The following is a 16,880-nucleotide window of genomic DNA, read 5'->3' on the forward strand; positions in this document are numbered from 1 at the left end:
TGCAAGCTGCGAATATTAGCCCGGTCGCCATGGGCTCCACCACGCCGGCCCGACGACAGGGGCGCAGCCCACCCGGCGCCCGGCGCCACGACAGCCGCAGCTGTGTTCATGACCAGGAGAACATGGCCAGAATGGCTGGATTGTGATCAAGGGGACGAGTCCGCCACCCCAGCGAAAGATCAAGGCCGGAGCACACACGCAGCGATGTCCGCGGAGGCGAGTCAGTTGGCGGACCGCTCCAAATGCCAGTCGAGTCCACGTGTCTCAGGGACGGCAAGCAAGGCCAACCGCGCTTGAGCTGCGTTCTGAAACCGCTGCTCCGGGTCTCGTGCGGTCGCTTTAGAAACAACCCGGGCCAGCTCTGATGAACACTCGAGGACAGACGTCTCGAGATCCTGGGTAAGAGCACGGTAGAGTCTTGTCGGAACATCTTCATCCGGGTTTTCTCGCCCGCCGAGGAGTACGTACAGTACCTTTCCAAGAGAGTAGATGTCGGTTCGATGGTCGATCCGTTCGCCCCGAATCTGTTCGGGCGACATGTAGGCCGGCGTCCCGATAGGCAGGCCCGGAACCATCGTCGAGAATTCTTCGTCAGTTGATCCGCCAGGGTCCACGATATGTCGGGCCACCCCAAAGTCGATCATTATTGGCTCGCCGAAAGTGTCTACGATGACGTTGTTCGGCTTCACATCCAATCGAACAATCCCCAGTTCGTGCAGGTATTTTACCCCCTCTAATATTGACGCTGCCAAGCGCACGGCCGTAGCGCCGTCCGGCCGGCTCTCGCCGGTCTGCCGGCTCAGGCTGGAACCCTCGACCAAGTCCATGACAATGCCAAGCCGACCATCGGCTTCTTGTAATAGCTCGTAGGTACGAACCACGTTACGGTGTCGCAGCCGCAGCGCGATCTGCGCTTCTCGGCGGAAGCGTGCCTGAGCCTCTCCTTCGGCCACCGGCGCATCCAGTACCTTGATGGCACGCCGCAACCCGGTCCTGGTGTCCACCGCGGCGAAGACAGTCCCCATTCCGCCGGCACCGATGATGTCAAGAAGCTCGTACCGCCCGCCCGCCATCAACCGCTGAGCACGAGGAACGCGGAAGTCCACACGGTCACTGCCGGTTCCAGCCGGCGGCGCTGCCAAGCCGACCATCGTCGTGTCTGAGGTAGCGTAAACGCGAGGACCTCCTGGATGACGGGGGGTAGGCCGCACATCAGCAGGCAGTGGAACACCGAGAAGCTCTACACTTTCTCGTTCGCTGCTTCGTGCAATTCGCAGAAGCCGACGGCGCATCTCCGCACTCAGCCGATAACTCGGCGTCCGGGTAATACCGCCAAGAAGTGTTGCACCATCCCGTAGATCTGCAAGCGACTCGATTACGCCATGACGTACCAGATGCCGCAGCACCAGGTCGGCTCGGGCCGACGTTAGCGAAAGCAAGGGCGACAACGCACGCTCACCCCTGACCACATCCTCGGCTTTGAACGCCCCGCCTTCACTGCGTAGAACCCAGTCAGTGACGTAATACGCACCGAGCCGGAACTGGTCTTCCTCGATGGTGCGGCCTTGACCGCGCTGTCGGCCAAGCAGACCTGCCAGGATCTCGGCCAGCTCCGCATACAGGGCGAAGCGATTCATATCATTCGACGAGATTCTGATGTAGGGGGTACCGTTATCCCATGCGAGGAGGCTGTACAGTTCCTGGGTGAGCCGCCGCGGGACACCGCGCCCCTTGTACTCGAGGTAATCACAAATCAGTTCGAAAATCTGGGTGTCGACCATCCTGCCGCGGCCCGGGCTACGGATCAGTTCACCGACAAGAGCGGAAGCGGCCTGCCAGAGGCACGGAACGTAGGCAGTCCACGAAAAGACACTCTCGTAGATTCCGATACCGGATCTACTGTCAGCAACAGCTTGATCAAGTAAGTCTACGCCAGCCACAAAAACAAAGTGTACCCCAGGAGCGGTCAACACATTCTTGAATGCTGTCAGCACCGCATGCAGGCTGACCCGTCCATCCTCGCTGCTCGTGAGTTTGTCCAGCTCGTCCAGGACGACGACCACGTGGATCGGAAGGGCAGCAATGCCACGCCTGCGGCGGCGGAAGCGGACTGGCTGCGCGCGGCGCAGGGCCGGGCCGAACCCGCCGCTGCCCACGCTGCCCAGCAGCTCTACGATCCGCAGGAAGTCATGTTCTACATCGGCGCCGCTGTAGGTAAGAAACGATGCTTCCGTCGCCAGCGACCGGGTGGTCTTGGTGCCACGCTCCAGCTTCGGTGTCAGGCCGGCGAACTGCACGGCGGCTCCCACGCCGATCGATCGCGCAACCTCACGATCTTCACTCGCCCGGGAAGTCAACGACAACGACGTTCGTGCATATGCGAGCAACACCGAGTTCCGTACAGCTGCCGGTAGAGTGACCAGCAGCCCGCTGTCGTCCAGGCTTTCCACCACTCTACGGATTACTGAGAACAAGAACTCCTCGGTACTCATCGGCCGCGCGATGTTAAGGAAAACCGGCAGGTAACGGCGCCCCGCCGTTTGGTCAACCAACTCCCGCACGCATGATCGCACCAGGGTAGTCTTCCCGGCGCCCCGGAATCCGGCTATCAGGAACGCGCCCCCGTCGGAGCGGTGAATCCGCTCCCGCAAGCTCGTGGAGAGTGCCCGATGGTGCAGGCTTGACATGATCGAATCACCGACGACTGGTCCATGCACGTACCGAAAATCGTCGTCGAGCCTCATACCGCCGGCAGAAGGCGAATGATCTGACACGCTTAGCACAGTACGCGCTCGACTACGTGGGTGGGAAGCGAGGTCCGAACGTACGGGTGATGGGAGGAGTGTCCCGATGCCGCAACTTCGCGGCCACTTCAGCCTGCCTTCTCACCGTCGGCGAGCGCTATTGGTGTCCCGCGAACAGCGGTAGCACCGTGCCCGTCCACGTCACCAGACCCCGCTCCACACGATCCGAAACGATCCGGCGTACGGACCGCGGACCGTAACAGAACGCGACACGCCACCATGATGGCGGGCACGGGCAACAGACCGGCTGGCAACGCAGCCCGCCGAGGTATGCCCGCCGTCAGGCGCAGCCAGTGATCATGATCAATTTAGTGTGACAAAAGCCAACGACACGCCCTCCTGAGAGCGCGTTTGAGATCGTCATTCCGGCTCGCCGCGTCCAGGTGCCCCCTGGCTGCGTTGTCGGCCAAACCGATACAACTCATCCGGTATCGCTTCGGCCTTCCGCCTTGCCAGGAGGCGTCTGGACGTGGCTCACCGATCGAAAGTCCGATCTCAAACACGCCCTGAGGATCAGTACATCATCCGCGGGTCAACATAATGTTTGAACTCAAGCAGGTTGTCCGCAGGGTCGCGCAGCACCACGGTCCGATGCTCTTCGACCAGCCCGGCGAAACGTACCTGTTCGCGCTGGAAGACCGGCACCTTGCGCAGTTCGATCAGGCGCAGGAGCGCGTCGAAGTCGGCACCGTCCCGGAATGTCACGCCGAAATGGCGCGGGTACAACGCCAGCTCGCCCGGTTCATAGTCGGGGCTGAGGTGGCAGACAAGCTGGTCGCCGAAGAAGTCAAGCGTGATCCGGTCGGCATAGCGGCGGGCGAGCCGGCAGCCGAGCAGATCGACGTAGAACCGCTCGGCCAGCGCCAGGTCTGTCACGGGTATGGCGAGGTGAAAGGTATCAGCGGTGTTCCGCACGGTTCGCTCCCTGTTCGCCCGCCGGCTCGAAGGCCAGCAGCGTGTCCGACCGGAGCCCGAGCCGCAGCGTCTCCAGGCCCACGATGTCGGCCGCGTGTACGTTCCCGAGATTGGCCTCCGGACCGACCCGGCGGATGAAGTGGGTCTGCAGCATCTTGGTGGGAGCCTCGAAGACAAGTCGATCCACTGGCACGTCGGAATCCAGGATGTCCTCGATCAGGCCGAACCGCAGCTGCCCGTCTGGCCGGCAGATGCCGCTGGTGCCGCTCTCGCGGGCTTCCAGAATCACCAGATGAGCGCCGGCATGCAGATCGGTCCGGATCGCCGCGATCCACCGGGACGGTGACTGGCGCTCGGAACGTTCGGCGTCCTTGAACCCGACCTCGCTCAGCACGATGAACTCGTCGGCGAGCTTGGAAACGTAACTCGCTTTCTCCTCGACGCCAAGGTCGATCGTCCCGTTCGACACCTCCACATACCGGCAGCCCTGGTCGTGGCACAGTCCCCGGAAATCGTCAAAACGGTTCTGCAGAATATGCTTTTCGAACAGGGTGCCACCGAAGAGGAAATCGATACCCAGAGCGCGCAGACAATTGATCTTGTCTGCGAGGCCGGCTGTCACGAGCGAGGTGCCCCAGCCGAACTTCACGAGGTCAATATGATCACTAAAGCTGACAAGGGCATCACAGAAGTAGCCGGTTGGCAGGCCATTGTCGATCACCGAGGTAATTCCACGGGAACGCGGTTTCGACTGGCGCGCGGGCAGCGCGAGAGCACTGATGATCATACTGCGGCCTCCTGGAGCGGTACTCGCCGATCGGGGATCCGGCAGGCGGGGCGAAATCACCACGCGCACCAAATGCCACCCCACCCTTCTCCCACCACATGAAAACGTCTTTAACGCCGCCTGTGAGCTTGCTGAAAAGATCGGATAGGCAGCGTAATCCTACCAGTCGGGTAATCATGACCTGTCGACGGATCGCTTAGTAAGCTCTCATCGAGTTCCGGGGTTTCGTTAACGTTGTTCGAGAAGGATGCGAGCGTGCCTGCTGTCCTTGGCAATCCTCGTTCGATGGATCCAGAAAAGCGGTCGTCCGCGGGCCGCCACCGCATGATCGATCTGGTGGAGGCTCGCAGCCGAGATCATCCCCATCGCGTCTTTCTCACGGATGCGGGCAGTGGCCGCAGCATGCGCTACGGTGAACTCAACACGACGATACGTGACTGGTGGTCGGAACTCGACCGCGCCGGCTGTCGGCCTGGGCAGCGGGTGGCGATCGCCGTCTCCGACCCGGTGGACTTCGCCACCGCCTACCTCGCGGCCATCACCAGCGGGCGCCACGCCGTCCCGCTGAGCCCGAGCGCTCCCCCGGCGGAGCTGCGGCGGATACTTGCCCTGGCCCGGCCCGCCGCGGTGGTCACAGACCGGGGCCTGCCCCCGGCGGCCGGCGTCCATCAGATCGCCCCGCGCCCAGCTCGGACCGGCTACCATGGTGTGGCTCCGGCGGGTGACGGTGGTGTGCTGTTGTCCACCTCAGGCACCACGGGTACCGCCAAACAGATCTTCCTGGCTGAGGCGCAGCTCAGCCACGTCGCGCACGCGGTGGCCGGCCACCACGCCCTCACCCGTGCCGACATCGGTTTCTGCCCGCTGCCTCTGTTCCACGTCAACGCCGAGGTGGTGGGGCTGCTCGCCACCCTGGTCGCGGGCGGCGCGATGGTGCTGGACACGCGCTTCCACCGGCGGGGATTCTGGCGGCGGATCGTCGAGCACAACGTGACCTGGATCAACGCCGTGCCGGCCATGGTGACGATCCTCGCCCGTGATCCGGATGCCGGGCAGGCGCGTTCGACCAGGGTGCGTTTTGTCCGGTCCGCGTCGGCTGCGTTGCCTGTCGCGGTGCTGCACGCGTTCGAGCAGGCCACCGGCATCGAGGTGCTGGAGACCTATGGCATGACCGAGGCCGCCAGCCAGATAACGGCCAATCCGCTGCGGGGAGTGCGCAAGGCCGGCTCGGTCGGGCTACCGGTCGCCACCGAGGTACGCGTGGTCGACGAGGACGGGCAGGAATGCCCCGCGGGCGTCACCGGTCACGTCCAGATCCGCGGCGCGGGAGTGATCAGAGCGTATGTGGGCGAGGCGGGCAACGAACGGATCGACGTCCACGGTTGGCTGGATACCGGCGACCTGGGGTACCTCGACACAGATCGGTACCTGTTCCTGGTCGGCCGCAGCGACGATGTGATCAACAGAGGTGGCGAGAAAATCTTCCCGCGGGAGGTCGAGGAAGTCCTCTTGGCCGATCCCCGAGTCAGCGCGGCCGTGGTTGTCGGCCGCCCCGATCCGGTCCTCGGACAGACGCCGGTGGCGCTGGTGGTACCGGCCGCCGGGGTCGACGAGAGCCTCGCCGCCGACTTGGCCGCCCGCTGTGAGTCGGCGCTGGACCGTTTCAAACGTCCTGTCACCATCGACCTCGTCGACGCGCTGCCGGTCGGGCCCACCGGCAAGGTGATGCGGCGGCTCGCCGGCAACCGCCTCGATGGGAGCCGACGGCTGCGCGACCGGCTCGGCTGTACGAACGGACTCTGATGACGACAGCGACATCCAGCCCGGTACGGGCCGCCCCCGCGCCGGACACCGTCCACCGGCCCCGAACGGCCCCAGCGGGAGCGGAAGCGGCCCCAACAGAACCAGGGGCAGGGGCAGCGGAACCAGGGCCACTGATCGGCGGTACAGCCGCCGCCAGCCGGCCGGCGCATCTTCACGACGTCGACCTGGTCCGTCTGCTGACCTTTGTCGCGGTGATCGGCGTCCACACGACGGGCGGCACGAACCCGTTCCAGAGCGTCGGCGGCAACGCGGCGCTCATGCTGCTGCACTTCACCCGTGAGGCGTTCTTCTTCCTCACCACCTTCGTGCTGTTCCACACCCATTACGGCCGGCCGCTCGCGTTGGGCCGGTTCTGGCGGCGCCGTTTCCTGCTCGTCGGGGTGCCCTATGTGGTCTGGACCGTCGCCTATGCCAGCCCGGTGCTGTTACGGCAACTTGCCGACGGTCAGATATCCGCCTCCGCACGCACTCTCGGCTACGACTTAATCACCGGTGATGCCTGGTATCACATGTACTTCCTACTGGTGACGCTGCAGGTGTACCTGCTGTACCCGCTGCTGGCGCGTCTTGTGCGCCGCACCGCCGGGTACCACTGGCAGCTACTGGCAGGAAGCGCGCTGCTCCAGATCGCGACTCTGGCGGAGGTCCACTACGGCCGGCCGTGGCCCGGGGTGGCCGGCATACTGGAACAGCACTGCCACGAGCTGTTCGCGATGTACCAGTTCTGGCTCGTCGCCGGTGCGCTGGCCGCGGTCCACGGCGATCGCTTCCGTGACAGGATGAGCCGGCACATCGTGCTCACGATGCTGAGCGCGGCGCTGGCCGCGGGCGCCGCCGAGCTCTGGTACACGATCGCACGGCACCATGGACAAGCACCATTTGACGCCGCATCGGTCTTTCAGCCCATTATGGTGCCATGGGGGATAACGAGCATCATGGCCCTGTTCGCCCTGGGCGCGATATGGGAACGCAAACGGCGGCCAGGACGTCTGGACTCGCTCATGCGCAGGGGTTCGGAGCTGTCCTTCGGCATCTATCTCGTCCATCCGGCCATCCTGCCGGGTGTGCTGGTCCTTCTTCCCCGCACGCTTCCCCCGCCGTGGTCGACCATGTCGGCGATGTCAGCGACGCTGTTCCTGTCGGCGGCGGTGGTTGCGCTCTGCCGGCCCACGCCGCTGAGCCTGGCGGTATCCGGACGGCCCCGGCGACGGCCAAGGCGCACCGACGCGAAGACCGACGCGAAGCGGCCATCGGTTCCCGCACCAACGGCATCGAGGCGACCACGTTCTCTCGCGCCCGCGATCCGATCCTCCGATCAGTAACAGCCGGCCCGGCCGGACGATGACCTTCCGGCGCAAGAAACTCCTCCTGGCCACCCTGGCAGCGATGCTGCTCTTCGTGACGCTGACAGAACTCATCGCCCGTGCGGGCCACACAGAACCGGCCACGATAACCATCTCGGCCGCGTCCAGCCAGTCGCCTTCGCCGTCACGACGTGAAACCGGCACCGTCAGAACCGCCGCCCAGACGCTGATGAACCAGAGCACAAGAACGATCACGGTAAACGGGTTGCGACGCATCTACCTGTTGCTGCGGCCGGTTCAATCCGTTGGCCGACTGCCCTTGGTAATACTTCTGCACGGCCGCGGGCTGACGCCAGCCGCGATGGTGTCGTTGAGTGGGCTCGCCCCGCTCGTGGCCGAAGGCCGCGCCATCCTTGCCGTACCCACGGGCCTCGGCCTGTCCTGGAACGCCGGCGGCGATTGTTGCGGAACGGCGGGCCGTTCACGGCCGGACGACCCGGCCTTCGTGCACAACGTGGTTGCCGCGGTGCTCCACGGAGAGCAGATCGACACGAACCGTATCTACCTGGTCGGCTACAGCAACGGTGGGAAGCTCGCCCTCCGGATGGCCTGTGAGGACCCTGCGGCGTTCGCCGGGATCGCGACCTACGGAGCGGTCCCGCTGGTGCCGTGCGCGCAGGGGGGCGCGGTGTCGGTGCTGCTCGCCGCCGGCACCGCCGACCAGGTGCTTCCCTACCAGGGAACGCGGCTGACCCGGCCACCGCTGATGTCGGTGGCCGCGGCCGTCCAGCTCTGGCATGATCGGGACGGCTGCCCGGCACGGCCGACGACGACAGGCCGAGTGGGCCCGGCCGAGATCCGGACATGGCGCGAATGCCGGAACCATACCGCGGTTGCCACCGTCATTTATCACGATCTACCGCATGCCTGGCCGGCTCAGCCGCGGGTAGCGGCCGCGGCCAGCGCCGCCACCGTCATCTGGGACTTCTTCACCGGTCTGCCGGACGTACCGGCCCCGCCAGACCCACCCGCCGCCACGGTCGCTCGCGCCACCCACGGACCAGGGTGACTGCGGCTCGACGGACATCGGGCACGTACTCAGGCCGCACGCCCTGGGACTGTGGGAGCCGGCAGGAGCAGGCCCGGACGGATCAGCGCAGGCGCCGGGCCACCTCGGTCGCCCAGTACGTCAGGATGATGTCCGCGCCCGCCCGGCGGACAGCCGTCAATGTCTCGGTGATGGCGCGCTCCCGGTCGATCCAGCCGTTCGCCGCCGCGGCCTCGACCATCGCGTACTCGCCAGACACCTGATAGGCGGCAACCGGCACGTCCACAGCGGCGGCGACCGCCGCCACGACATCGAGATAGGCCAACGCCGGCTTCACCATCACGGCGTCCGCGCCCTCGGTGAGGTCGAGGGCGACTTCGCGCAGTGCCTCACCGACCGAGCGGGCCGGGTCCTGCTGGTAGCCGGCGCGGTCCCCGAAGCGCGGCGTGCACTCGGCCGCATCGCGGAACGGGCCGTAGAAGGCCGAGGCGTACTTCGCCGAGTAGGAAAGGATCGGTATCTCCGCGTACCCGCCCGCGTCGAGTGCCAGGCGGATCGCGCCCACCTGGCCGTCCATCATCCCGCTCGGCGCGACCACCTCAGCACCCGCACGGGCCTGAGCCAGTGCGATCGAGCCGTACCGCGCCAGGGTGGCGTCGTTGTCGACGTCGCCGTTCTCGGTCAGCAGACCGCAGTGGCCGTGGTCGGTGTACTCGTCCAGGCACAGGTCCGTCATGATCACAACGTCGCCACCGACCTCCACTACAAGATCGGCAAGGGCCAGCTGCACGATGCCAGACGGATCATCCGCGGCCGAACCGCGCCCGTCCTTGTTCGCGGGGATGCCGAAGAGGATCAGCCCGCCGACGCCGGCCCGAGCCGCCTCGGACGCGGCCTTGCGCAGCGACTCCCGGGTGTGCTGCACGACACCAGGCATCGAGGCGATGGGCGTCGGGGCGTCGATGCCCTCCTTGACAAACAGCGGAAGCACGAGGTCAGCCGGATGCAGCCGCACATCGGACACCAACCGGCGCAGGGCCGCGCCGCGGCGCAGCCGGCGGGACCGGGCCAGCGGGAAGGCGACGCGATCACCAACGATATGATCAGCGGTGCCCGGCAGCCCGGTCACCGCCGGGAACCACGCCGGGCCTTGGGCAGCCGGGCGGCGAGCGGACCGACCTTACCCAGTTCCTCACGGTGCTCGGCGGCGAAGTCCGCCAGCGCCTGCACCAGCGACGGGATGGTCGCCTCCGCCGCCTGGACGTCAACCCGCAGACCCAGCTCGGACGCGGTGGCCGCGGTCTGCGGCCCGATCACCGCGATCACGGTGGTCTCGTGCGGCTTGCCGGCGATCCCGACCAGGTTGCGCACGGTCGAGGAGGACGTGAACACCACGGCATCCACCCGGCCGCCCTTGAGCGCCTCCCTGATCGGAGCCGGCGGCGGCGCGGCGCGCACCGTGCGGTAGGCCGTGACGTCGTCGACGTTCCAGCCTCGGTCCTTCAGACCCGCGACCAGCGTCTCGGTAGCGATGTCGGCCCGGGGCAGCAGCACCCGGTCGAGCGGGTCGAACACGTCGTCGTACTCGGGCCAGTCCGCCAGCAGCCCCTCACTGGACTGCTGGCCGGAAGGAACAAGATCTGGCCGGATGCCGAAGGCACGCAGCGCGTCCGCGGTCGCCTCACCGATCGCGGCCACCTTGACACCGGCAAACGCGCGGGCGTCCAGGCTGCGTTCCTCGACCTTCTCCTGTACGGCACGGACCGCGTTGACAGAGGTGAAGGCGACCCACTGGTAACGGCCGGACACCAGGCCGGTGATCGCGCGCTCCATCGGGGCGGCTGTCCGCGGTGGTTCCACCGCGATCGTCGGCACCTCCAGCGGGCTCGCGCCGTGCGAGCGCAACAGATCCGAAAGGATGGCCGCCTGCTCCTTGGTCCGCGGCACCAGAACCGTCCAGCCGAACAGCGCCCGCGACTCCCACCAGGACAGCTTGCCCCGGGCCGCGACCGCGGCCCCGATCGCCATCACGACACAGGGCGCGTTCGCGATGACGGGCGCCGCATCGGCCTCGATCCGGTCCAGCGTCGAGGAAACCGTCCGCTGGTCGGTGGTGGTGCCGTCCACCGTCACAGCGACGGGTGTGTCGCCCGGTCGGCCCTGCTCGACAAGGGCCGCCGCGACCTTGCCGACCTCGTTCGAGACCGCCGTCATCACCAGGGTGCCGGGTGCCTGCGCGAGGGAGACCCAGTCGATGCTCGCGCCGGGCGCGCCCGTGGGCCCCAGGCCCGCGCCGATCCCGCCGAGACCGAGCGACGCGCCCAGCGGTGGCGCCGTCAGGCCCGGACCTCCGAGCGCCGTTGCGCCCACGCCGGAACCACCCAGGTCGGCCAGGCCACGCCCGCCGAGGCGGCTGGCCCCGTACGTCGCCGCGCCCAACGCGATACCCGGGGTGTCCGCCGACGGGGCGATGGTCGGCTGCACCCCGCTGGCGGAGAACACTCCCGCCGTGCTCGCGAAGGTGACCGGAAGCCCGGGGGCAACCCCCGAGTAGGCGGCGACCGCGGCGCCGGTCAGGATCCCGGGCACCACCCGGAAGGGAATCTTGGCCTTGGCCAGCGCCTGCGCGTCGGCAGCACCGATCCCGGTGAGCCATGGATCCGACGCGTACAGCCGGACGACCCGTTCCCCCGCCCGGGCCCGCGCGACGACCGCGACGGTTGCCGCGTCCGCGTCCATGATTGGTTTCACCGGTGCGGAATCGCCGATACGCAGCACCTCGCCGGGAAGCTCCGCGACGATCTCGGCAGCGACATCGGGATCAACGATGACCGAATCGGCGGCGGCCAGCGTCTCCGTGGCGAGAACGGTCAGCAGGCCAGGATCGCGCGGGCCGGCTCCAACGAGAGCGACTGGGATCAGGGGCTTCTTCGTGCGGCGGGTGGCCATGATCAGAAATTTCCCATCAACGTCTGTGCTCCAGCGGACAACATCTCGTCCGCGAGGCGCTCTCCCAGCGCCTCCGGGTGGTCAGCGGGCCCGGTGACCACGCGCCGGAGAACACCGTTCCCCTCCGGCGACGCAACCACCGCCCGTAGCCGGATGGCACCGGCGGCCATTGCTCCATCGGGCGTCACCGCAACGTCGGCAAGAGCGCCGACCGGTGCGCTACAACCGGCCTCGATGGCAGCCAGATAAGCACGCTCGGCAGCGACAGCAGTGCGCGACAGTGGGTCGTCCAGCGCAAACCGTAGCAGCTCGGCGAGAGTGCCTTCACGTCGGTACAGGTCAACCCGATTGACAATGCCGTCAAGGGCGTCAGGATCACCCACGCATTCGATCGCCAGCGCACCCTGCCCAGCGGCTGGCAGCATCACATCCGCATCCAGCACCTCGGTCACCGCGTCCAGCCGGTCCAGCCGGTCCAGCCCGGCATGGGCGAGCACAACCGCGTCGACCGCTCCGTCGATCGCCTTCTTTATTCGGGTATCGACGTTACCTCGGATCGGGACGACATTCAGCCCGAGCCCGAGGGCCCGCAGCTGCGCCGCCCGCCGGGGCGAGCCGGTACCAACCCTGGTCCCGGGCCCGAACTCGGCCAGCATCCGGCCGCTCGGTGCGACGATGACATCACGGGGATCCGCGCGCGGCGGAACGGCCGCGATCACAAGTCCGTCCGGTGTCGCCGTCGGCAGATCCTTCAGCGAGTGGACAGCAAGATCAATCTTGCCGTCCACCAGCGCTTCGCGCAGCGCGCTCACGAATACGCCAGTCCCGCCGAGCTGGCTGATCGCCTCCTGGGAGCTGTCTCCAGCGGTCACGATGCGCACCAGCTCGACCTGGCGGCCCAGCCGTTCCCGCAGCCAGCTCGCCACCGTGGCGGACTGCGCGATGGCCAGCGCCGAGCCCCGCGTGCCCAGCCGCAGCACATCCCCCCGCCCATCGCCGCCCAGGACGGGCCCAGCGCCCGCTGTCCGACCCGGCCGGAGCTTCCCGCTCGTCATGGTGCCTCTCGTAGATCAGGTGCGGATACGACGGCCGGCGCTTCCCGCGGGAGGTCGAACAGCTCACGCAGTGCCTCGGCATAGGTGTCGCCCCCAGGGGAGGCGGCGAGCTGTTGCACCCGCACGGTCGGCGCATGCAACAGCTTGTCCGCCACGCGCCGCACCGTCCCCTCCACCAGCGCCCGGTCCCGGGGAGAAAGATCTGGCAGGCGGGTCTGCAGCCGGTCGAGCTCATCGCGGACGACAGCGGCGGCCTGCGCCCGAAGCGCCACGACAGTCGGCGCGACGCGATGCGCACGACATCGATCAAGATAGGCGCCGACCTCGGAGGCCACCAGCGCCCGTACCGACTCGACGTCGCTGGCAACCTGCCGCCCGTCGAGGGCGGTCCGCAGGGTGTCGAGATCGATCAGGGTGACGCCCGGAAGATCACGAACGGTCACGTCGACGTCCCGGGGAAGAGCGAGGTCCAGCAGAACCAGCGGCCGCCCTCCCCTGCGGGCCATCGACTCAGCGATCGTCTGGCGGGTCAGGATAAGCCCGGCCGCCCCTGTCGACGTGATCACCAGGTCGGCCCGGTCCAGCTCCAGCGCCACCTGCGTGAGCCCGACCAGCTCAGCCGCGTAGGCCTCGACTATTCGTCGAGCTCGTGCCGGGGTGCGGTTCGCGACCACGAGATCGGCCGCGCCTGCCCGCCGCGCCACCGCCGCAGCCAGAGATCCCACGGCCCCCGCTCCCACCAGCAGGACCCGACGGCCGGCAAGCGCGTCGATCGCGGGCATGTCGATCACGGGCACGTCGATCACGGGCAACGTGCCGGCCGGCGCCACCCGATCCGCGGCATCCAGCGACCCGGCACCCAGCGTGGGCCCGGGCGCCGACGCGCTCCCCGTCGCGCCCGCCAAGCCGGGCTGGACGGTCGCCATCGCCTGCCACCCGGCCGCGGCCATGTGTATCCCCACCGAGACGATCGATGCTCCAGCCGAACCGATCTCGGTCTCGCTGTGCGCACGCTTGCCCACGCGCAACGCCGTCTGGAACAGACCGCCGAGGGTGGCTCCGGCGCTGGCCTCAAGCTGGGCCGCCCGGAAGGCCGCGCGCACCTGCCCGAGGATCTGCGCCTCCCCCACCAGCATCGAATCGAGGCCACAGACGACCGAGAACAGGTGACTCACAGCCCGCGCCTCATGATGGACGTACAGGTGCGGAGCAAGATCCGACAGTTCTGTCCCGGTGATCCGGGTGAGCTGGTCGGACACGTCCGCGACGCCACCGTGGAAGGTCTCCACCTCGGCGTAGATCTCGGTGCGGTTACAGGTCGACAGCACCACGGCCTCGGCGATGCACGCGGCCTGGCACAGATCGCGGAGCACCTTCGGGACATCGTCATCGGTGACGGCAGCCATCTCCAGAATGGACGTCGGTGCCGTCCGGTGATTGAGCCCCACGGCAAGCAGGCTCATGCTCCGTCCCCTCCGGTGGTACCCACAAACGGGCTACCAGCGCGGGTGCGCCGCGGTGTCGGCTCGGCGGGGGTGCGGGTCATGACCGCGATCCGGGCATCGACGGGCTCGCCCTGGCCGTCGGCGCCGCTGACGGGCGCGCCCACGTCGTCCCTCACAGCAAGGCCGTCTTCTACAGCAAGGTCATCCGTTGCGCAAACGGGACGTTTCCGGGCCTCGTGAAACGAGAGAATCTGCAGTTCCACCGCAAGATCAACCTTACGCACGTCCACTCCCACCGGTACCGACAGCACGATCGGCGCGAAATTGAGGATGCTCGTGACCCCCGCGGCGACGAGACGGTCACAGACAGCCTGCGCGGCGACCGCCGGTGTGCAGATCACGCCGATGGTGACCCGATTCCCCTCAACGAGGGCCTCCAGTTCGTCGAGGGGACTCACCACAACGCCGCCGATCGATTCGCCGATCCGGCAGGGATCCACGTCAAGCAACGCGACCACGCGAAACCCCCGGGACTGGAACCCGCCGTATCCCGCAAGCGCGTGGCCGAGATTGCCGACCCCGACCAGCAGCACCGAACGGTCCTCGGTCAGGCCGAGCTCAGCGGCGATGCGGCCGAGGAGGAGAGCCACGCCGTAACCGACGCCACGCGTTCCGTACGAACCAAGATGAGACAGATCCTTACGCACCTTCGCCGAGGTCACGCCGGCCGCCGAAGCGAGCGTCTCGGACGACACCGTATGCACCCCCCGGTCGGCGAGCGAGGTAAGAACCCGCAGGTAGAGCGGAAGTCTGGCGACTGTCGCCGCTGGCACTGGCGAGCGAGCACGGACGGCCGACACTGCCCGGCGAAGCTCAGTCATGTACGACTCCCGCACCGCTTGAGGCGCCCGGCTGCCGGCGACGCCTGCCGTCCGCCCCTCGCGGTGCTTCACGGTCGAACGACGCCGGTAGACGACTGTCCGGGTGAGTTTACGACTTCGTGAAGGCGTTCACGAAGTTGATGTGATCTTGTGCTCAGCCAGCCGGTGACCCGCCACCGGGCCCGGGGCCCGCACATCGCCGACGGCTATGCGCGGGAAGGCCATCCCCAGCGACCGCCGGTCAACGCACGCCGAAGACGCGGCTCCTCGACCCGCCAATACCCGTGCTCCCGGCCATCCACAAGAATCACCGGCACCCGGTCACCGTAAGCATCGAGCAGATCGGCCCGCGTATCGACACCGACCTCCTGCCAGCCGACCCCGACATCATCGGCCACCCGAGCGACCGCGATTCGCGCGTCCTCACAGAGATGGCACCCGGCCCGGGTCACCAGGGTGACCCGGACGCTTCCCCGCTGACCGCTCACGGCAGGGCACCAGCTCGGGCCGCGCCGGCCCATAACGCCACTCCGGCTGTCAGGTCCCGGGCTGTCAGGCCCCGCCCCAGCAAGGCTGATCTTTCCAAATAACACGGCCTAATCACAAAGGCACTTCCTCGTGACGCATGGGACAACCACACATCTTCACCTTGCCATGCACGCCTGGTACCGGATCGTTAGCTAGACTCGGCTGTCCAGGGTCCCTGATGGTCGTCGCCGGAGGCGCGAGAAAACCATGATCGCGCCTTTTCCGGCCAGGCCGCCCCGATGCGACGGGCGTCCGGATGATCCCGGGCCTGAACGGGTCACGCTCTACCTCGCTCAGCCTCGTTACCTCACTCAGCCTCGTTGATCGTTCGGAGCCAGTATGCCCGCCGCCCTGTCCCAGGCATACCGGGGACGTGGACGGCCACAAGCCCCGCCGCGGTTCATGCGCGGATCCCCGCCATGAACCGGTCCTGGTCGTGCCCTGCGCCCGGCCCCATCGGCCTGGCCGCGCTGCGTGCCGAGATCTCGTCGATGGCGAACACCCCGCACGCGGCCATGCTGGGCGGGCCGCTACGGGCCAGCTCAGCCGCGGGGGGACCGGCCAGCCCGTCCGGCATCCGGCCGGCATCCCCGGATCACCATGGCGGGCACCATGCCCCCGAGCTGGCCGATCCACCGCCATCCCAGCATGCCCCGCGGCCAGAAACGGACATCACCGATCTCGTGCGCCGCGCGCAGGAGGGGGACAACGAGGCTTTCGGCCGGCTGTATGACTCCTACCTGGAGCTGGTCTTCCGCTATGTGTTCTACCGGGTCGGCAGCCGGGCGATGGCCGAGGACATCGTCAGCGAGACGTTTCTGCGCGCGCTGCGCGGCATCAGGACCTTCACCTGGCAGGGCCACGACATCGGCGCCTGGTTCATCACAATCGCCCGGAACCTGATAATTGATCACAAAAAGTCACGCCGGGCCCGCATGGAGTTCCCCACCGATGACATCCTGGCAGCCGCGGACACACAGCTCGTCTCCGGGCCGGAGGAGTCGGTCCTCGCCGGCGTCACGAACAGGGAGCTGATCGACGCCGTCCAGGCCCTCAACCCCGAGCAGCGGGAATGCGTCGTGCTGCGCTTCCTGGAGGGGCTCTCCGTACGGGAGACCGCATTGGCGATGAGCAAGAACGAAGGCGCGATCAAGGCGCTTCAATACCGGGCTGTCCGATCCCTGGCCCGCTATTTCGCGGCGGATACCACCCCGTAGGCCCGGCCCCGCCGGATCGGTTTCGTCAAGCATCCGACAGCCGGCGGGAACGCCCAATCCACCAAGGCCGCTGTCCCATCCCGATCGAATACTCGGGGCCTACAGGGATATAAGAGCGACTGG

13 protein-coding genes are annotated in these 16,880 nt (G+C 67.3%); 4 read left to right on the plus strand and 9 right to left on the minus strand.

Annotated features, from left to right (window positions below):
- Nucleotides 1-221: 221 nt before the first annotated feature.
- The 3 genes from MJ797_RS09740 to MJ797_RS09750 all read right to left on the minus strand — a co-directional run bounded on the left by MJ797_RS09740 (nt 222) and on the right by MJ797_RS09750 (nt 4,506).
- Nucleotides 222-2,561, minus strand: coding sequence for a serine/threonine-protein kinase (locus MJ797_RS09740; RefSeq protein WP_239333897.1), 2,340 nt, complete (start codon nt 2,559-2,561; stop codon nt 222-224).
- Nucleotides 2,562-3,317: 756 nt separating this feature from the next.
- Complete coding sequence (locus MJ797_RS09745; protein WP_239333899.1) at nt 3,318-3,719, minus strand: VOC family protein; 402 nt, start codon at nt 3,717-3,719, stop codon at nt 3,318-3,320.
- Entirely contained in the window at nt 3,703-4,506 is an 804-nt protein-coding gene (locus MJ797_RS09750; RefSeq protein WP_239333901.1) for a phosphosulfolactate synthase, read from the minus strand. Before MJ797_RS09750 ends, MJ797_RS09745 begins: the two co-directional genes overlap by 17 nt.
- Before the next feature lie 255 nt (nt 4,507-4,761).
- On the opposite strand from MJ797_RS09750, the gene MJ797_RS09755 reads away from it, so the two are divergent.
- Genes MJ797_RS09755 through MJ797_RS09765 form a run of 3 tightly spaced genes read left to right on the plus strand, consistent with a single transcriptional unit; the run spans nt 4,762 to nt 8,703 of the window.
- Complete coding sequence (locus tag MJ797_RS09755; protein ID WP_239333903.1) at nt 4,762-6,309, plus strand: class I adenylate-forming enzyme family protein; 1,548 nt, start codon at nt 4,762-4,764, stop codon at nt 6,307-6,309.
- Complete coding sequence (locus tag MJ797_RS09760; protein ID WP_239333905.1) at nt 6,309-7,652, plus strand: acyltransferase; 1,344 nt, start codon at nt 6,309-6,311, stop codon at nt 7,650-7,652. The genes MJ797_RS09755 and MJ797_RS09760 overlap by 1 nt, the downstream gene beginning before the upstream one ends.
- A gap of 19 nt (nt 7,653-7,671) precedes the next feature.
- Entirely contained in the window at nt 7,672-8,703 is a 1,032-nt protein-coding gene (locus tag MJ797_RS09765; RefSeq protein ID WP_239333907.1) for a PHB depolymerase family esterase, read from the plus strand.
- An 82-nt stretch (nt 8,704-8,785) separates the two neighbouring features.
- On the opposite strand, the gene hemB is transcribed toward MJ797_RS09765, so the two are convergent.
- The 6 genes from hemB to MJ797_RS09795 form a co-directional block, all read right to left on the minus strand.
- Nucleotides 8,786-9,811 (minus strand): porphobilinogen synthase, encoded by a 1,026-nt coding sequence (gene hemB, locus MJ797_RS09770; RefSeq protein WP_374581869.1) that lies wholly within the window; start codon nt 9,809-9,811, stop codon nt 8,786-8,788.
- Nucleotides 9,808-11,631, minus strand: a complete 1,824-nt coding sequence (locus MJ797_RS09775) for a uroporphyrinogen-III synthase (protein WP_239333909.1) — start codon at nt 11,629-11,631, stop codon at nt 9,808-9,810. The genes hemB and MJ797_RS09775 overlap by 4 nt, the downstream gene beginning before the upstream one ends.
- Before the next feature lie 2 nt (nt 11,632-11,633).
- On the minus strand, nt 11,634-12,686 hold the full coding sequence (gene hemC, locus MJ797_RS09780) for a hydroxymethylbilane synthase (protein WP_239333911.1): 1,053 nt from the start codon (nt 12,684-12,686) through the stop codon (nt 11,634-11,636).
- Complete coding sequence (locus MJ797_RS09785; RefSeq protein WP_239333913.1) at nt 12,683-14,149, minus strand: glutamyl-tRNA reductase; 1,467 nt, start codon at nt 14,147-14,149, stop codon at nt 12,683-12,685. The genes hemC and MJ797_RS09785 overlap by 4 nt, the downstream gene beginning before the upstream one ends.
- Nucleotides 14,146-15,012, minus strand: coding sequence for a redox-sensing transcriptional repressor Rex (locus MJ797_RS09790; RefSeq protein WP_239333915.1), 867 nt, complete (start codon nt 15,010-15,012; stop codon nt 14,146-14,148). Before MJ797_RS09790 ends, MJ797_RS09785 begins: the two co-directional genes overlap by 4 nt.
- 206 nt (nt 15,013-15,218) lie before the next feature.
- Nucleotides 15,219-15,500: a glutaredoxin family protein gene (locus MJ797_RS09795; protein WP_239333917.1), complete on the minus strand. Its 282-nt coding sequence runs from the start codon at nt 15,498-15,500 to the stop codon at nt 15,219-15,221.
- A 459-nt stretch (nt 15,501-15,959) separates the two neighbouring features.
- On the opposite strand from MJ797_RS09795, the gene MJ797_RS09800 reads away from it, so the two are divergent.
- A complete protein-coding gene (locus tag MJ797_RS09800; RefSeq protein ID WP_239333919.1) occupies nt 15,960-16,757 on the plus strand; it encodes a sigma-70 family RNA polymerase sigma factor in 798 nt (265 codons plus the stop codon).
- Nucleotides 16,758-16,880: the final 123 nt, after the last annotated feature.

It is taken from the genome of Protofrankia sp. CiP3 (assembly GCF_917627345.1).
GTDB lineage: Bacteria > Actinomycetota > Actinomycetes > Frankiales > Frankiaceae > Protofrankia.

What these genes read in the sequence shown, in the direction of transcription:
- MJ797_RS09760 (WP_239333905.1), top strand. Translation starts at nt 6,309, where the DNA reads ATGACGACAGCGACATCCAGCCCGGTACGGGCCGCCCCCGCGCCGGAC.
- MJ797_RS09750 (WP_239333901.1), bottom strand. Translation starts at nt 4,506, where the DNA reads ATGATCATCAGTGCTCTCGCGCTGCCCGCGCGCCAGTCGAAACCGCGT.
- MJ797_RS09765 (WP_239333907.1), top strand. Translation starts at nt 7,672, where the DNA reads ATGACCTTCCGGCGCAAGAAACTCCTCCTGGCCACCCTGGCAGCGATG.
- MJ797_RS09775 (WP_239333909.1), bottom strand. Translation starts at nt 11,631, where the DNA reads ATGGCCACCCGCCGCACGAAGAAGCCCCTGATCCCAGTCGCTCTCGTT.
- MJ797_RS09790 (WP_239333915.1), bottom strand. Translation starts at nt 15,012, where the DNA reads ATGACTGAGCTTCGCCGGGCAGTGTCGGCCGTCCGTGCTCGCTCGCCA.
- hemC (WP_239333911.1), bottom strand. Translation starts at nt 12,686, where the DNA reads ATGACGAGCGGGAAGCTCCGGCCGGGTCGGACAGCGGGCGCTGGGCCC.
- MJ797_RS09800 (WP_239333919.1), top strand. Translation starts at nt 15,960, where the DNA reads ATGAACCGGTCCTGGTCGTGCCCTGCGCCCGGCCCCATCGGCCTGGCC.
- MJ797_RS09785 (WP_239333913.1), bottom strand. Translation starts at nt 14,149, where the DNA reads ATGAGCCTGCTTGCCGTGGGGCTCAATCACCGGACGGCACCGACGTCC.